This is a genomic window from Pseudomonas sp. ZT5P21 (genome assembly GCF_054897785.1).
In genome coordinates, this window is the sequence record NZ_CM142705.1 from 1,800,128 (window position 1) to 1,814,876 (window position 14,749).

The 14,749-nt window shown below is 59.2% G+C and carries 14 protein-coding genes; 12 read left to right on the forward strand and 2 right to left on the reverse strand.

The window, feature by feature from the left end:
- Positions 1 to 19: 19 nt before the first annotated feature.
- Positions 20 to 3,235 (reverse strand): ribonuclease E, encoded by a 3,216-nt coding sequence (gene rne, locus ACYZT9_RS08335; RefSeq protein WP_462009360.1) that lies wholly within the window; start codon positions 3,233 to 3,235, stop codon positions 20 to 22.
- 701 nt (positions 3,236 to 3,936) lie between these two features.
- Between rne and rluC the strand changes: the two genes are divergently transcribed.
- From rluC to sppA, 3 genes are read left to right on the forward strand one after another with little or no spacing between them, the layout of a single operon-like run.
- Complete coding sequence (rluC, locus tag ACYZT9_RS08340; protein ID WP_007945738.1) at positions 3,937 to 4,899, forward strand: 23S rRNA pseudouridine(955/2504/2580) synthase RluC; 963 nt, start codon at positions 3,937 to 3,939, stop codon at positions 4,897 to 4,899.
- Positions 4,886 to 5,548 carry an HAD-IA family hydrolase gene (locus tag ACYZT9_RS08345; RefSeq protein WP_462009361.1) on the forward strand — a complete coding sequence of 221 codons (663 nt, stop codon included), beginning with the start codon at positions 4,886 to 4,888 and terminating at the stop codon, positions 5,546 to 5,548. The genes rluC and ACYZT9_RS08345 overlap by 14 nt, the downstream gene beginning before the upstream one ends.
- Before the next feature lie 24 nt (positions 5,549 to 5,572).
- On the forward strand, positions 5,573 to 6,562 hold the full coding sequence (sppA, locus tag ACYZT9_RS08350) for a signal peptide peptidase SppA (RefSeq protein ID WP_462009362.1): 990 nt from the start codon (positions 5,573 to 5,575) through the stop codon (positions 6,560 to 6,562).
- Between the two features lie 89 nt (positions 6,563 to 6,651).
- Here sppA and ACYZT9_RS08355 read toward each other — a convergent pair whose 3' ends face one another.
- Complete coding sequence (locus ACYZT9_RS08355) at positions 6,652 to 7,230, reverse strand: Maf family protein (RefSeq protein ID WP_462009363.1); 579 nt, start codon at positions 7,228 to 7,230, stop codon at positions 6,652 to 6,654.
- A gap of 105 nt (positions 7,231 to 7,335) precedes the next feature.
- On the opposite strand from ACYZT9_RS08355, the gene ACYZT9_RS08360 reads away from it, so the two are divergent.
- The 9 genes from ACYZT9_RS08360 (at position 7,336) to mltG (ending at position 14,738) form a co-directional block, all read left to right on the forward strand.
- Positions 7,336 to 7,863 (forward strand): YceD family protein, encoded by a 528-nt coding sequence (locus tag ACYZT9_RS08360; protein ID WP_462009364.1) that lies wholly within the window; start codon positions 7,336 to 7,338, stop codon positions 7,861 to 7,863.
- Positions 7,864 to 7,876: 13 nt separating this feature from the next.
- Entirely contained in the window at positions 7,877 to 8,059 is a 183-nt protein-coding gene (gene rpmF / locus ACYZT9_RS08365; RefSeq protein WP_003179396.1) for a 50S ribosomal protein L32, read from the forward strand.
- A 3-nt stretch (positions 8,060 to 8,062) separates the two neighbouring features.
- A complete protein-coding gene (gene plsX / locus ACYZT9_RS08370) occupies positions 8,063 to 9,073 on the forward strand; it encodes a phosphate acyltransferase PlsX (protein ID WP_462009365.1) in 1,011 nt (336 codons plus the stop codon).
- Between the two features lie 122 nt (positions 9,074 to 9,195).
- The gene (gene fabD, locus ACYZT9_RS08375) at positions 9,196 to 10,134 is read left to right on the forward strand and encodes an ACP S-malonyltransferase (RefSeq protein ID WP_462009366.1); all 939 of its coding nucleotides are present in this window, start codon (positions 9,196 to 9,198) and stop codon (positions 10,132 to 10,134) included.
- Positions 10,135 to 10,151: 17 nt separating this feature from the next.
- Positions 10,152 to 10,895, forward strand: coding sequence for a 3-oxoacyl-ACP reductase FabG (fabG, locus tag ACYZT9_RS08380; protein ID WP_007942004.1), 744 nt, complete (start codon positions 10,152 to 10,154; stop codon positions 10,893 to 10,895).
- Between the two features lie 191 nt (positions 10,896 to 11,086).
- Complete coding sequence (gene acpP / locus ACYZT9_RS08385) at positions 11,087 to 11,323, forward strand: acyl carrier protein (protein ID WP_003442511.1); 237 nt, start codon at positions 11,087 to 11,089, stop codon at positions 11,321 to 11,323.
- Positions 11,324 to 11,430: 107 nt separating this feature from the next.
- The gene (gene fabF / locus ACYZT9_RS08390; protein WP_462009367.1) at positions 11,431 to 12,675 is read left to right on the forward strand and encodes a beta-ketoacyl-ACP synthase II; all 1,245 of its coding nucleotides are present in this window, start codon (positions 11,431 to 11,433) and stop codon (positions 12,673 to 12,675) included.
- Positions 12,675 to 13,490 (forward strand): aminodeoxychorismate lyase, encoded by an 816-nt coding sequence (gene pabC / locus ACYZT9_RS08395; RefSeq protein ID WP_462009368.1) that lies wholly within the window; start codon positions 12,675 to 12,677, stop codon positions 13,488 to 13,490. Before fabF ends, pabC begins: the two co-directional genes overlap by 1 nt.
- 3 nt (positions 13,491 to 13,493) lie before the next feature.
- Positions 13,494 to 14,738, forward strand: a complete 1,245-nt coding sequence (gene mltG, locus ACYZT9_RS08400; protein ID WP_462009369.1) for an endolytic transglycosylase MltG — start codon at positions 13,494 to 13,496, stop codon at positions 14,736 to 14,738.
- The last annotated feature ends 11 nt before the right edge of the window (positions 14,739 to 14,749 follow it).

Consider the following 14,749-nt stretch of genomic DNA (forward strand, 5'->3'; position numbering starts at 1 on the left):
TTTTTAGTGGCCGATGGAATCAGACGAGGGGTTTAGGCTCGTGCTCTTTTTCCAGGGCTTGCTCGTGTTGCTCAACCGCTTCCTGTACGGAGCGTGGTGCTTCGTCGATCACGGAGTCAGCTGGTTCGGCAGTGACTTCAGCAGCCGGGGCAGGAGCAGCCTCGACGACTTCAGCAACAACCGGTGCCACCTCGACAGCGGCTGGTGCAGCAGCGGCAGCCAGTTCAGCTTCCTTCTGCAGGCGCTCTTCTTCGCGCTTGCGACGACGCACTTCACGCGGGTCGTTCGGCGCGCGGCCGCTTGGCGTCAGGGCGCTGACAGGAGCGGCTTCGACCACCGGTGCAGACACTTCGGCAACAACCGGCGCAGCAGTTTCGACCACAGGAGCAGGTTCGGCAGCTGCCACCACTGGTTCGGAAACCATGGCTTCAGCTTCTGGTGCTGGTGCTTCGGCAACAGCTGGCTCGGCAACCCAGTTGAACGCGGTTTGCTCTTCGCGAACTTCACGAACTGTTTCGGTCACGGTTTCAGCAACGGTTTCAGACACCGGTTCTGCAACCACAGCAGGTGCTTCAGCAACGACGGCCGGTTCAGCCTGAGGCTGTGCTGCTAGAGCCGGTGCCACTTCGATTTCCGGAGCGGCAGTTGCTTCTACAGGCGAGGTCGCTTCCACGACTGGCGCTTCTACCGGAGCAGTGTCCAGTGTGGCGGCAGTGGCGCGTTCGGCTTGCTCGTTGGCCTGTGCTTCGGCCGGAGCGCTGATCACGGTGCTGGCAACGGCTGCGGTAACAGCCAGACCGGCGGCCAGATCGGCAGCGCTTGGTGCTTCGTGGCTTTCGGCAGCTTCGTTGCCTTCGGCGGATTCCGATTCTTCCGAACCTTCGATCACGTTGCCGTTGGCATCGCGTTGACGCTCGCGACGGTTGCTGCGACGACGCTGACCACGGGAGCGGCGGCGTGGACGATCGCCTTCGGTGCCTTCCTGACCGTCTTCCGGCAGTTGCTCTTCGTTGCCGGTCAGTTCTTCTTCGGCAACGGCGGCAGCCGCTTGCTCGGCACGCGGTTGACGTTCTTCACGCGGTGGGCGTGGAGCGCGTTCTTCGCGTGGCTGACGAGCTGGACGCTCTTCAGTGATAGCTGCAGCGGCCGGAGCCGTGGCATCCAGAGGTTCACGCAATTCACGAACCCGTTCTTCACGTTCGCCACGTGGCTTGCGATCTTCGCGAGGCGCGCGCGGTGCACGTTCTTCACGAGGGGCGCGCGGTGCGCGTTCTTCACGTGGTGCGCGTTCTTCGCGAGCGACTACCGGGGTTTCTTCACGTGTTTCACGTGCTTCGCGTGGCTCACGTGGTGCGCGTTCTTCACGCGGTACACGTTCCTCGCGAGGCTTGCGCTCTTCATCGCGGCGACCGTTACGGTTGCGGCTCTGCTGACGACCGTTGCGACGCTCTTCGTTACGCGCCGGACGCTCGGTGGTCGCCGGTTTTTCAACCGCAGCCGGAGCAACAGGCTCTTCCTTGGTCGCAAACAGCCCGACCAGCGATTTCACCAGACCCTTGAACAGGCTTGGCTCTGGAACCACAGCCGGTGCAGCAACAGGCGCGGCAACGACTTCGGTCGGAACCGGAGCGTTGGCGCGGGCCGGAGCGGTCTTGACCGCGGCTTCCTGGCGAACCAGGGTGCGGGTCGCAGCGGCTGGCTGGACTTCTTCGACTTCGGCGGCGGCAGCAGCGATTTCGTAGCTGGACTGGTTGATGCTGGCTTCCGGGCTGTCATCACGCAGGCGCTGAACTTCGAAGTGCGGTGTTTCGAGGTGATCGTTCGGCAGGATGACGATGCGGGCACGGGTGCGCAGTTCGATCTTGGTGATCGAGTTGCGTTTTTCGTTGAGCAGGAAAGCTGCGACCGGAATAGGCACCTGGGCGCGAACTTCCGCTGTACGGTCTTTCAGGGCTTCTTCTTCGATCAGGCGCAGGATCGCCAGCGACAGCGATTCAACATCACGGATGATGCCGGTGCCGTTGCAACGCGGGCAAACGATGCCGCTGCTTTCGCCGAGCGATGGACGCAGGCGCTGACGGGACATTTCCAGCAGGCCGAAGCGCGAGATGCGGCCGACTTGCACGCGAGCGCGGTCGGCTTCCAGGCATTCGCGGACTTTCTCTTCCACGGCGCGCTGGTTCTTGGCAGGGGTCATGTCGATGAAGTCGATGACAATCAGGCCGCCGATGTCGCGCAGGCGCAACTGACGGGCGATTTCTTCGGCGGCTTCAAGGTTGGTCTGCAGGGCGGTTTCTTCGATGTCGCTGCCTTTGGTGGCACGCGCCGAGTTGATGTCGATGGACACCAGGGCTTCGGTCGGATCGATAACGATGGAACCGCCGGAAGGCAGTTCAACGACGCGCTGGAAAGCGGTCTCGATCTGGCTTTCGATCTGGAAACGGTTGAACAGCGGAACGCTGTCTTCGTACAGCTTGATCTTGCTGGCGTACTGCGGCATCACCTGGCGAATGAAGGTCAGGGCTTCGTCCTGGGCTTCAACGCTGTCGATCAGCACTTCGCCGATGTCCTGGCGCAGGTAATCGCGGATGGCGCGGATGATCACGTTGCTTTCCTGGTAGATCAGGAATGGCGCGGAGCGATCCAGCGAGGCTTCTTTGATGGCGGTCCAGAGTTGCAGCAGGTAATCGAGGTCCCACTGCATTTCTTCGCTGCTGCGGCCGAGGCCGGCAGTGCGCACGATCAGACCCATGTCGGCCGGGGCAACCAGACCGTTCAGGGCTTCGCGCAGTTCGTTGCGCTCTTCACCTTCGATGCGACGGGAGATACCGCCGGCACGCGGGTTGTTCGGCATCAGAACGAGGTAACGACCGGCCAGGCTGATGAAGGTGGTCAGGGCGGCGCCCTTGTTGCCACGTTCTTCTTTTTCTACCTGAACGATGACTTCCTGGCCTTCGCTCAGGACGTCCTTGATGTTGACGCGGCCTTCAGGCGCTTTCTTGAAGTATTCGCGGGAGATTTCTTTGAGGGGCAGGAAGCCGTGGCGCTCGGAGCCGAAATCGACAAAGGCAGCCTCAAGGCTTGGTTCGATGCGAGTAATCCGGCCTTTATAGATGTTGGCCTTCTTCTGCTCGCGTGCACCGGATTCGATGTCCAGGTCGTAGAGGCGTTGGCCATCTACCAGTGCAACACGCAACTCTTCGGGTTGAGTTGCGTTAATCAGCATTCTTTTCATGTAGTACCGTCGGTTTCCGGGCTGCCGGAAACGGCGTTCGGCACACACGACTTCTCACGGTCGGTGTCAGGTGCGTCGGGAGTGGTTGGCCATTCCCGTGTCCAGCGAAGTCCGGCCAATGTGGGCCTTCGTCGCGACGTACGCGTCCTGCTTGCTGTGGCTACTTAAGCACTCAGTCAGGAGGAGGAATCAACCGGCGGCTGTGGACGAGATGAAGCGTCTTGATAAAGCCTATTGCTACACAGTCCAGCGGTTGTGCATCTCCACCCTACACGTATCCCTGATAATTCGGGTGCTGCCGCGCGCAGAATCCGCAGCGGGTTGGCATTTACCGTGAGCTCCGAAAGGGGAGGTCACGCATCATGGCTAATTTAGGCGTTGTTTCCGAAGCGTTCGCTCGGGGTCATTCGCAGATGACTGCACTTTGTGAACTGGCCGTGAATATTGGCTCGCGTAGCGAGTGAAAACTCTGCTTTGCGGCGTGATTCAGGCCTCATGTCACCTGCGCTCGTTACACCTGCAAACTCCACCGTTACGTAGCGAAAGCCCCGTAGGACGGCCTCGCGCCCTGGTGAATTGCATTGGTCAGGGCCGGTTTTTGACCGTTTGTCCGCTGTCCAGGCCGCTTTTGGCGGCGTTCGCGACTATAGCAGTAATGATTAAGTGCTTCAATTCCATAAAAAATTGATATCATCCGCGCCATGACGACTACTGCCCCTTCGACCCCAGCTGTACAACTGCTTGAGGTCTCGCCGGAATATGCCGGCCAACGTATTGATAATTTCCTGCTCGCCCGGCTCAAAGGCGTGCCCAAGACCCTGATTTATCGCATTTTGCGCAAGGGCGAAGTGCGAGTGAACAAAGGTCGGATCAAGCCCGAATACAAGCTGCAGGCGGGCGATATCGTGCGCGTGCCGCCGGTTCGCGTGCCTGAGCGTGACGAGCCGGTGCCGCTGGCCCAAGGCCTGCTGCAACGCCTCGAAGCCTCGATTGTTTTTGAGGATAAGGCGCTGATCGTGATCAACAAACCTTGCGGCATCGCGGTTCACGGTGGCAGCGGCTTGACTTACGGCGTGATCGAAGCCTTTCGTCAGTTGCGTCCAGATTGCAAGGAACTCGAACTGGTTCACCGTCTCGACCGTGATACCTCCGGCCTGTTGATGATCGCCAAGAAGCGCAGCATGCTGCGTCACTTGCACACGGCATTGCGCGGCGATGGCGTCGATAAGCGCTATATGGCGCTGGTTCGCGGTAACTGGGCGGCCTCGATCAAGCAAGTTCGTGCGTCGCTCGGCAAGAGCAATCTGCGCTCCGGCGAGCGCATGGTCGAGGTCGACGAGGAGGAGGGCAAGGAGTCTGTGACTGTGTTCAAGGTCCTGCGCCGCTTCGGCGATTTTGCCACCCTGATCGAAGCCAAGCCGATCACCGGCCGTACTCACCAGATCCGTGTTCACACCTTGCACGCCGGACATTGCATCGCGGGCGATACCAAGTACGGCGACGAAGGTTTCAGCAAGGAAATACGCGATCTGGGCGGCAAGCGCCTGTTTTTGCACGCCTACATGCTGACCGTGCCGCTTCCGGATGGCAGTGAGTTGAAATTGCAGGCGCCGGTCGACGAAATGTGGGCCAAGACCGTGGAGCGCTTGAGTGCACCCCTCTGATTACAAGCTGCTGATTTTCGATTGGGACGGCACTCTCGCCGACTCCATTGGTCGGATTGTCGAGGCGATGCATGTCGCGTCCGAGCGTTCCGGCTTTCAGTTGCGCGATGATTTTGCTGTGAAAGGCATCATCGGGCTGGGCCTACCGGAGGCCATTCGTACGTTGTATCCGGAAATCGGCGACAACGAACTGGTGACTTTTCGTGAGCACTATGCAGATCACTACATCGCCTCGGAAGCCGTGCCATCGCCTCTGTTCGACGGTGTGGTCGAATCGATGGAGGCGTTTCGCGCCGAGGGTTATTACTTGGCGGTTGCGACCGGCAAGGCGCGTCGCGGGCTGGATCGCGTGCTGAAGGCGCACGGTTGGGGAGATTATTTCGACATCACCCGCGCGGCCGACGAAACCGCCAGCAAGCCCCATCCGTTGATGCTCGAGCAAATCCTCGCCCACTGCGAGGTTCGCCCGGAGCAGGCGTTGATGGTCGGCGATTCGTCCTTTGACCTGCAGATGGCGCGCAACGCTGGCATGGATTCGGTGGCGGTCAGCTACGGCGCGCAGTCAATTGACGCGCTGAAGCTGTTCGAGCCGGCACTGGCCATCGATCGTTTTTCAGAATTGCATGCCTGGCTGAGTCAGCAGGCCTAATAGATTTTTGCTGGGGTAAATGGCATGACCGACGAATGGAAGGCACCCGCCAAGGCGAGCGCAGAGAGCGGTGATGAGAAGAGCTGGAAGCTTCTGGAAAAAACCCTGCTGGCCAGCGTGCAGGAACAGCGCCGCTCGCGGCGTTGGGGGATTTTCTTCAAGTTGCTGACCTTTGTGTATCTGTTTGGCGCGCTGGTCCTGTTCACGCCGCTGATGGACATGGAAAAGGCCGCCAGCCGCAGCGGCAATTACACCGCGCTGATCAACGTGACGGGCGTAATCGCCGACAAGGAACCCGCCAGCGCTGACAACATCGTCGGCAGCCTGCGTGCAGCCTTCGAAGATGAGAAGGTTAAAGGTGTCATCCTGCGCATCAATAGCCCGGGCGGCAGCCCGGTGCAGTCAGGTTACGTGTATGACGAAATCGCGCGTTTGCGCGCGCTGCATCCGGACACCAAGGTTTACGCGGTGATCTCCGATCTGGGCGCTTCCGGTGCTTATTACATTGCCAGCGCGGCGGATCAGATTTACGCCGACAAGGCCAGTCTGGTGGGTTCCATTGGTGTGACGGCGGCAGGTTACGGGTTTGTCGGCACCATGGAGAAGCTGGGTGTCGAGCGTCGAACCTACACATCTGGCGAGCACAAGTCGTTCCTTGATCCGTTCCAGCCGCAAAAGCCTGAAGAGACTCGATTCTGGCAGGGCGTACTCGATACGACGCACCAGCAGTTCATCAACAGCGTCAAGAAAGGTCGTGGTGATCGACTCAAGGACAAGGAGCATCCAGAGCTGTTCTCCGGTCTGGTCTGGTCGGGCGAGCAGGCGCTGCCGCTGGGCTTGATCGATGGTCTGGGCAATGCCAGTTCGGTGGCGCGGGACGTGATCGGCGAGAAAGAGCTGGTGGACTTCACCGTTCAGGAGTCGCCGTTCGACCGATTCTCGAAAAAACTGGGTGCCAGTGTGGCGGAGCAATTAGCGATGTGGATGGGTTTTTACGGTCCATCGCTGCGCTAGTTGCCCGGTTGCGTAAAAGATCGCAGCCTTCGGCAGTTACATGGATTCGCGTCCACCTGTAGCTGCCGAAGGCTGCGATCTTTTGCTTTTCATGGAATTTGCACGCCTTCGTTCAACATCATGTCGATCAGGCGAATCAGTGGCAGGCCGATCAGACTGGTCGCGTCAGGGCCTTCGGTGCTTTGAAACAGGCTCACCCCCAAACCTTCGGCCTTGAAGCTGCCAGCGCAGTCGTAGGGTTGTTCGGCGCGCAGGTAGCGTTCGATGCGCGTGGTGTCGAGTGTGCGCATGTGTACGGTGAATGGCACGCAGTCGACCTGGCAGTGTCCGGTCTGGCTGTTGAGCAGGGCGAGGCCGGTCAGGAAGGTCACACTGGTGCCGCTTGAGGCCTGCAACTGCTCACGGGCCTTTTCGAAGGTGTGGGGTTTGCCGATAATGCGGTCGCCGAGCACTGCGACCTGATCTGAGCCGATGATCAGATGTGCGGCGTGGCTGCCGGCAAGGGCCTGGGCTTTTTCTTTGGCGAGGCGCTTTACCAGCTCGATGGCGGACTCTCCCGGGCGATGACTTTCATTAATATCCGGTGAGCTGCAGGTGAACGGCAACTGCAAGCGGGCCAGCAAATCCCGGCGATACACCGAACTTGAAGCAAGTAATAAAGGCAGCATGCGCATCTCCAGAAGACAGGTGCGAATTCTAGCGAGGCTTCCAGGTGACGGACAGGGCTGAATTTCCTTTGACATGGGCGGGTGCATCCCTATAATGCTGCGCCTATGTTGAATGACCCGATTCCACCTCACGTTGACCCGCGCAAATTGGCTGACCGTGGCACCACCCTTCAAGGTGAACTGCTGCTGGCCAATTTGGAGAGACTCTGCGACCCGCTTTCCGATACTGTCGGTACGGTGCAGGCTAAATTCGTTTTTGAAAGAGATGAACGTAAGTCTGTGGTAATCCACAGCTTTATCGACACCGAAGTCAAAATGGTTTGCCAGCGTTGTCTTGAGCTGGTCACCCTGCCGATCCACAGCGAATGCAGTTATGCTGTGGTGAAAGAGGGTGCGAATACCCAGTCGTTGCCGAAAGGTTATGACGTGCTGGAACTGGGCGAAGATCCATTGGATCTGCAGTCACTGATCGAGGAGGAGCTTTTGCTCGCCTTGCCCATTGTGCCTGCTCATCATCCGGAAGAATGCCAGCAGCCGGGGGGTCTCGAAGAGGCCGAACCGAGCGAGGACGAGGTAACGCGGTCCAACCCGTTCAGTGTATTGGCGCAGTTAAAGCGTGACCCAAACGTTTAGGAGTTAATCAATTATGGCTGTTCAGCAGAACAAAAAATCCCGCTCTGCCCGTGACATGCGTCGTTCGCACGACGCTCTCGAGGCTAGCACCCTGTCTGTAGAAAAAACCACCGGTGAAGTTCACCTGCGTCACCACGTATCGCCAGAAGGCGTATACCGTGGTCGTAAAGTGATCGACAAGGGCGCTGACGAGTAATCCTTGTCCGCTCAAGTTATCGCGATTGACGCAATGGGCGGGGACTTCGGTCCCCGCAGCATTGTTCAGGCCAGCCTCGCTTGTTTGAATGCTACGCCCTCGCTGCACCTGACCCTTGTCGGTCAACCCTCCCTTCTTGAAGAACTGATCGCCGGCCAATTGGCTGTGGATCGCTCGCGCCTGTCGATTGCGCCGGCATCCGAAGTCATCACCATGGACGAAAAGCCTGCTCAGGCCTTGCGCGGCAAGCCCGATTCATCAATGCGTGTGGCACTCGAGTTGCTGCGTGACGGCAAAGTGCAGGCCTGCGTCAGCGCCGGAAATACCGGCGCGCTGATGGCTTTGTCGCGGTTTGTGCTCAAAACCTTGCCGGGCATTGACCGGCCGGCCATGGTCGCTGCGATTCCGACGCAGAAGGGCTATTGCCAGTTGCTTGATCTGGGTGCCAACGTCGACTGCAGTGCCGAGCATCTGCTGCAATTCGCGGTGATGGGCTCGGTCGCGGCGGAAACCCTGGGCATCGTTCGCCCACGGGTCGCGTTGCTGAACATCGGCACCGAAGACATCAAGGGCAATCAGCAGGTCAAGCTGGCGGCAACCTTGCTGCAGAGCGCTCGCGGCATCAATTACATCGGTTTTGTCGAAGGTGACGGTCTGTACCGGGGCGAGGCGGATGTGGTGGTGTGTGACGGCTTTGTCGGCAATATCCTGCTCAAGTCCAGCGAAGGGTTGGCGACCATGATCTCCGGTCGCATTGAAGCTCTGTTCAAAAAAAACTTTGCATCAAAAATAGTCGGTGCAATGGCGCTGCCACTGATGAAGCGCCTGCAAGCGGATCTGGCGCCCGCACGGCACAATGGTGCAAGCTTCCTGGGTTTGCAGGGAATCGTGGTGAAAAGTCACGGTTCTGCAGGGGTTCACGGGTTTCAGAGTGCCATCTCGCATGCGTTGATCGAGATTCAGGAAAACCTGCCAGAACGGATTCACGGTCGTCTGGAGGATTTGTTGCTTTAGGCGTTTTCGTCGGACAATGCTTAAATGTGACCGCTCAGCTCATTTGGCCATCCAACTGTCAGTTTCTTGCGTCCCCCAGCGGGACGTCAATTCCGGCGACAAGATCATTAGGGGCTTGTTACATGTCTGCTTCCCTCGCATTCGTCTTTCCAGGACAGGGTTCGCAGTCCCTCGGCATGCTGGCCGAGTTGGGCGCGCAACATCCGGTGGTCCTCGAAACATTCAAAGAAGCATCCGACGCGCTCGGTTACGACCTGTGGGCACTGACCCAGCAAGGGCCGGAAGAGCAACTCAATCAAACCGATAAAACCCAACCGGCGATTCTGACCGCTTCGATCGCCTTGTGGCGACTGTGGCTGGCTGAAGGCGGCGCCCGTCCCGCTTACGTTGCCGGTCATAGCTTGGGTGAATACAGCGCACTGGTTGCTGCGGGCAGCCTGAGTCTGGGCGACGCGGTGAAGCTGGTAGAATCCCGGGGCAAGCTGATGCAGGAAGCGGTCCCGGCCGGGCAGGGCGGCATGGCTGCCATCCTCGGTCTGGACGATGCTGACGTGCTGGCAGCCTGTGCCGAAGCGGCGCAAGGCGAAGTGGTCAGCGCGGTCAACTTCAACTCCCCTGGTCAGGTGGTTATTGCCGGTGCCAAGGCCGCGGTCGAACGCGCCATCGAAGGCTGCAAGGCTCGAGGTGCCAAACGCGCCATGCCGTTGCCGGTCAGCGTACCGTCCCACTGCGAGCTGATGCGTCCGGCTGCCGAACGTTTCGCCGAGTCGATCGCTGCGATCGACTGGCAGGTACCACAGATTCCTGTGGTACAAAACGTCAGCGCGAACGTGCCGGCCGATCTCGAAACCCTCAAGCGCGATCTGCTTGAACAACTCTACAAGCCTGTGCGCTGGGTCGAATCGGTCCAGGCGCTGGCCGCCAAGGGCGCGACCCAGTTGGTCGAATGCGGTCCTGGCAAAGTGCTGGCCGGCCTGAACAAACGCTGCGCCGAAGGCGTGTCGACATCCAACCTCAATACCCCAGACGCCTTCGCTGCCGCCCGTGCAGCGCTGGCCTGAAATCAGGAGAAGCTTGCATGAGTTTGCAAGGTAAAGTTGCACTGGTCACCGGTGCGAGCCGCGGTATCGGCCAGGCCATCGCTCTGGAGCTGGGTCGTCAGGGAGCCATCGTTGTGGGTACCGCGACATCCGCCTCGGGTGCCGAGCGTATCGCCGCTACCCTGAAGGAAAACGGTATTCAAGGCACTGGCCTGGAACTCAATGTCACCAGCGACGAATCCGTTGCGGCGGTGCTGGCGAGCATCCAGGAGCAGTTCGGTGCGCCGGCGATCCTGGTCAACAATGCCGGTATCACCCGCGATAACCTGATGATGCGCATGAAAGATGACGAATGGCATGACGTCGTCGATACCAACCTGAACAGTCTGTTCCGCCTGTCCAAGGGCGTTTTGCGCGGTATGACCAAAGCCCGTTGGGGACGAATTATCAGTATTGGCTCGGTTGTGGGTGCCATGGGCAACGCAGGCCAAGTAAACTACGCTGCCGCCAAGGCAGGCCTGGAAGGTTTCAGTCGTGCCTTGGCGCGTGAAGTCGGATCGCGTTCGATTACGGTAAACTCGGTGGCCCCAGGGTTCATCGACACCGATATGACCCGCGAACTGCCCGAGGCACAGCGTGAAGCCTTGCAGACGCAAATTCCGCTGGGCCGTCTGGGGCAAGCTCAAGAGATCGCGTCTGTGGTCGCTTTTCTTGCGTCCGACGGTGCGGCTTACGTTACTGGGGCTACAATCCCGGTGAACGGCGGGATGTACATGAGTTAAATGTGACGGATTGCTTCAAAAAAATGTCATACGAGCTGTCTAAAATCCGTTATAAAGCTGCAATCTATTTATACACAGAGGGTCGCCGGGTTTGAGGAGTGAAGCTTTCAGTTGAAAAACTGAAAAGGCTTTCTATACACTTACCCACTGGCCAGCTGCCTGAATTTGTCCATTAGGAGTGAAAACAAGGTATGAGCACCATCGAAGAGCGCGTCAAGAAAATCGTTGCCGAGCAACTGGGCGTTAAAGAAGAAGAAGTGGTCAACACTGCTTCCTTCGTAGAAGACCTGGGTGCCGACTCCCTTGACACCGTTGAGCTGGTGATGGCTCTGGAAGAGGAATTCGAGACCGAAATCCCTGACGAAGAAGCTGAGAAGATCACTACTGTACAAGCTGCAATCGATTACGTTACTAACCACCAGGCTTAATAGCTTGTAATCGTTGCTTGCTGTCATGGAAAAACCGCACTGCCTCATGGCGTGCGGTTTTTTCTTTAGGCCTGATGCAAAGTCGTCATTTGAAAAAGGAGAGTGCTGTGTCGCGTAGACGCGTCGTAGTCACCGGTATGGGTATGTTGTCGCCACTGGGCACGGACGTGCCGGGCAGTTGGCAGGGCATTCTGGCTGGCCGCAGTGGCATTGGTCTGATCGAACACACCGACCTTTCTGCCTATTCCACCCGTTTTGGCGGCTCGGTAAAGGGCTTCAATGTCGAGGAATACCTGTCGGTCAAGGAAGCTCGCAAGCTCGACCTGTTCATTCAGTATGGTCTGGCCGCCGGTTTCCAGGCTGTGCGTAACGCAGGTCTTGAGGTCACCGACGCCAACCGTGAACGCATCGGCGTGGCCATGGGTTCGGGTATTGGCGGTCTGACCAATATCGAAGAAACCTGCCGCACGCTGCATGATTCCGGCCCACGCCGGATCTCTCCGTTTTTCGTGCCTGGTTCGATCATCAATATGATTTCCGGATTCCTGTCGATCCACCTGGGTGCACAGGGACCTAACTACGCCATCGCCACCGCGTGTACCACCGGTACGCACTGCATCGGCATGGCGGCGCGCAACATCATGTACGACGAAGCCGACGTGATGATTGCCGGCGGCGCCGAGATGGCCGCTTGCGGTCTGGGCATGGGCGGCTTCGGCGCGTCCCGCGCGCTGTCGACCCGAAACGACGAACCAACCCGCGCCAGCCGTCCATGGGACAAGGGCCGTGATGGTTTCGTATTATCCGATGGCGCCGGTGCGCTGGTGCTGGAGGAGCTGGAACACGCCAAGGCTCGCGGCGCGACCATCTACGCCGAGCTGATCGGCTTCGGCACCAGTGGCGACGCCTACCACATGACTTCGCCACCAGCGGACGGTGCAGGCGCTGCACGTTGCATCACTAACGCCCTGCGCGACGCGAAGATCAACAGCGATCAAGTCCAGTACATCAACGCCCACGGCACGTCGACTTCCGCGGGCGATCTCGCGGAAGCCTGCGCGATCAAATCGGTGTTCGGTGATCACGCCTACAAGCTGGCGGTCAGTTCGACCAAGTCCATGACCGGTCACCTGCTGGGTGCGGCGGGCGCGGTCGAAGCGATCTTCAGTGTGCTGGCAATCAACAGCCAGGTGGCGCCGCCGACCATCAACCTTGATGAGCCGGACGAAGGCTGCGATCTCGATTTCGTGCCGCACACCGCGCGCAACATGGACATCGACGTGGTGCTGTCCAACTCCTTCGGGTTTGGTGGTACCAACGGCTCGCTGGTGTTCCGCCGGTTCGCGGGCTGATGGACAGCTGGGTCGACGGTCAGCCGGCGGACACTCTGTCGCTGAAGGATCGCGGCCTTGCTTACGGTGATGGTCTGTTCGAGACCATTGCCGTGCGCGGCGGCCAGCCGTTGTTGCTGGACAGGCATTTGTCACGTCTGGCCGATGGCTGTTCGCGCCTGGCGATCACTGCCGATCACGAGCTGATCCGTAGCGAACTGCTGACCTACGCCGCGGTTCTGGGTGAGGGCGTGCTTAAACTCATCCTCACTCGTGGCGACGGCTTGCGCGGTTACGCCGCCGATCCTGCTGCCCAGGCCCGACGTATTCTGCAAGGCAATCCTCCTGCTGCTTATCCTGCGGTTCATGGAGAGCAGGGCGTTCGCCTCTTCCCTTGCGACACACGACTGTCCAGACAACCCTTGCTCGCCGGGCTCAAACATCTCAACCGTCTTGAGCAAGTCATCGCCCGCTCCGAATGGCAAGACACTGAGCATGCCGAAGGCTTGATGCTCGATCAGGCCGGGCGCGTGATCGAAGGCGTGTTCAGCAATCTGTTCCTGGTGCGCAATGGCGTGTTGATCACCGCCGATCTCAAACGCTGCGGGGTCGCTGGCGTGATGCGCGCGGAATTATTGTTTCAGGCCGAGTCGTTGGGTATCCCCACGCAAATCACCGATATCACCCTCGAACAGCTGCAATGGGCTGATGAAGTCTTTGTCTGCAACAGCGTGTATGGCGTTTGGCCGGTGCGCGCCTATGCAGCACTGAGCTGGTCGGTTGGACCGCTCACCCGTAAACTCCAAACCATTGCCCGTGCGCTACTGGATGCTTGATACGTGAGACGTAAATTCTTGCTGCTGCTGGAAACCGGCCTGGTTCTGGCAGGGCTGTGTCTGGGCGCTTCGGCCTGGAAAATCCATTCGGCGCTGGACCAGCCGCTGAACATTACCCAGGAAAAACTGCTGGAAGTGCCCAAAGGCACGACACCCACCCGCACTTTCTATCGACTCGAAGCCGATGGCGTCATCAAGGACGCTTTCTGGTTGCGCGTGTATTGGCGCTTCAACCTGGCCGGGCAACCGTTGCACAAAGGTGAATACCGCATGCAGCCCGGCATGACCGTCGAAGGCCTGATCGACCTGTGGAAGCGCGGGGAAATGGTTCAGTACAGCCTGACGCTGGTCGAAGGCTGGAATTTCCATCAGGTCCGTGCGGCCCTGGCCAAGGATGAAAAGCTCGAGCAAACGCTGAATGGCTTGAGTGATAGCGAAGTGATGGACAGGATCGGTCACGCCGGGATTTTTCCGGAGGGGCGATTCTTCCCGGACACTTACCGCTTCGTGCGGGGCATGACGGATGTCGAGCTGCTGAAAAAAGCTTACGATCGCCTCGATGAAGTACTCGCCAAGGAGTGGGCGCAGCGCTCGACGGACGTACCGTATACCGAACCTTATCAAGCGCTGATCATGGCTTCGCTTGTGGAAAAGGAAACCGGCGTACCGCAGGAGCGGGGGCAGATCGCCGGCGTGTTCGTGCGGCGCATGGAAATGGGCATGCTGTTGCAGACTGATCCGACCGTGATCTACGGCTTGGGTGATCGTTACAACGGTAAGTTGACCCGCGCGCATCTCAAGGAAGCGACCCCTTACAATACTTACGTAATCTCTGGCCTGCCGCCGACGCCGATTGCGATGGTCGGCCGCGAAGCGATCCACGCAGCGTTGAATCCGGTGGCCGGCAACAGTCTGTATTTTGTCGCCCGCGGCGATGGCAGCCACGTGTTCTCAGATGATCTGGACGCTCATAACAACGCAGTGCGCGAATTCCAGCTCAAGCGCCGCGCCGATTATCGCTCCAGCCCGGCACCGGTCACCGCACCAGAAGCGACGAATGAGTCAGCGCCGATCCCGGCGGCTTCGCCCGACACTGCCCCCGAGGCACTGCCGCCAGTGACACCGCAAGAGCCGGAACAACAACCGACCATTGCGCCGACTCAAGAACCGGTTGAAGAACCTGCCAAAGAGCCCGCTGCTGCACCCGTGCCCGAGCCGGATGCAACCGCGCCGCAAAGCCCGCAATGATTCTGACTAAG

Coding starts and splice junctions, on each gene's coding strand:
- ACYZT9_RS08355 (WP_462009363.1), bottom strand. CDS start 7,230: ATGCTGCCTTTATTACTTGCTTCAAGTTCGGTGTATCGCCGGGATTTG.
- fabD (WP_462009366.1), top strand. CDS start 9,196: ATGTCTGCTTCCCTCGCATTCGTCTTTCCAGGACAGGGTTCGCAGTCC.
- rluC (WP_007945738.1), top strand. CDS start 3,937: ATGACGACTACTGCCCCTTCGACCCCAGCTGTACAACTGCTTGAGGTC.
- rne (WP_462009360.1), bottom strand. CDS start 3,235: ATGAAAAGAATGCTGATTAACGCAACTCAACCCGAAGAGTTGCGTGTT.
- rpmF (WP_003179396.1), top strand. CDS start 7,877: ATGGCTGTTCAGCAGAACAAAAAATCCCGCTCTGCCCGTGACATGCGT.
- sppA (WP_462009362.1), top strand. CDS start 5,573: ATGACCGACGAATGGAAGGCACCCGCCAAGGCGAGCGCAGAGAGCGGT.
- acpP (WP_003442511.1), top strand. CDS start 11,087: ATGAGCACCATCGAAGAGCGCGTCAAGAAAATCGTTGCCGAGCAACTG.
- ACYZT9_RS08360 (WP_462009364.1), top strand. CDS start 7,336: ATGTTGAATGACCCGATTCCACCTCACGTTGACCCGCGCAAATTGGCT.
- fabG (WP_007942004.1), top strand. CDS start 10,152: ATGAGTTTGCAAGGTAAAGTTGCACTGGTCACCGGTGCGAGCCGCGGT.
- pabC (WP_462009368.1), top strand. CDS start 12,675: ATGGACAGCTGGGTCGACGGTCAGCCGGCGGACACTCTGTCGCTGAAG.